The sequence below is a fragment of the Chryseobacterium sp. CH21 genome (assembly GCF_004119445.1).
In the GTDB taxonomy this organism is placed as follows: Bacteria; Bacteroidota; Bacteroidia; order Flavobacteriales; family Weeksellaceae; genus Chryseobacterium.
This window is the reverse complement of the sequence record NZ_QICI01000116.1, coordinates 1-261: the sequence shown is the minus strand read 5'-3', so window position 1 is coordinate 261 and position 261 is coordinate 1. Positions and strand designations below refer to the sequence as shown.

At 41.4% G+C, this 261-nt stretch carries 1 pseudogene; it reads left to right on the top strand.

The features are described 5' to 3' along the window. Positions 1-261: pseudogene (locus BOQ62_RS22205) on the top strand (hypothetical protein); the annotation flags it as partial.

The window sequence follows — 261 nt, the reverse complement described above, 5'->3', positions numbered from 1 at the left end:
TGCTTTACAGGTATATGCTACTGATAACTATACCGGAAATGTGGAAACTACTAACTGGACACAGCTTCCGGCAATTCTGGATACCAATACCGGTGCATTCGGAGATTGGGTAAGCTCAGGAAATGTAGATTTAAGTGCTTTCTTGGGTAAGAATGTAAGAATTGCTTTACAGGTATATGCTACTGATAACTATACCGGAAATGTGGAAACTACTAACTGGACACAGCTTCCGGCAATTCTGGATACCAATACCGGTGCATT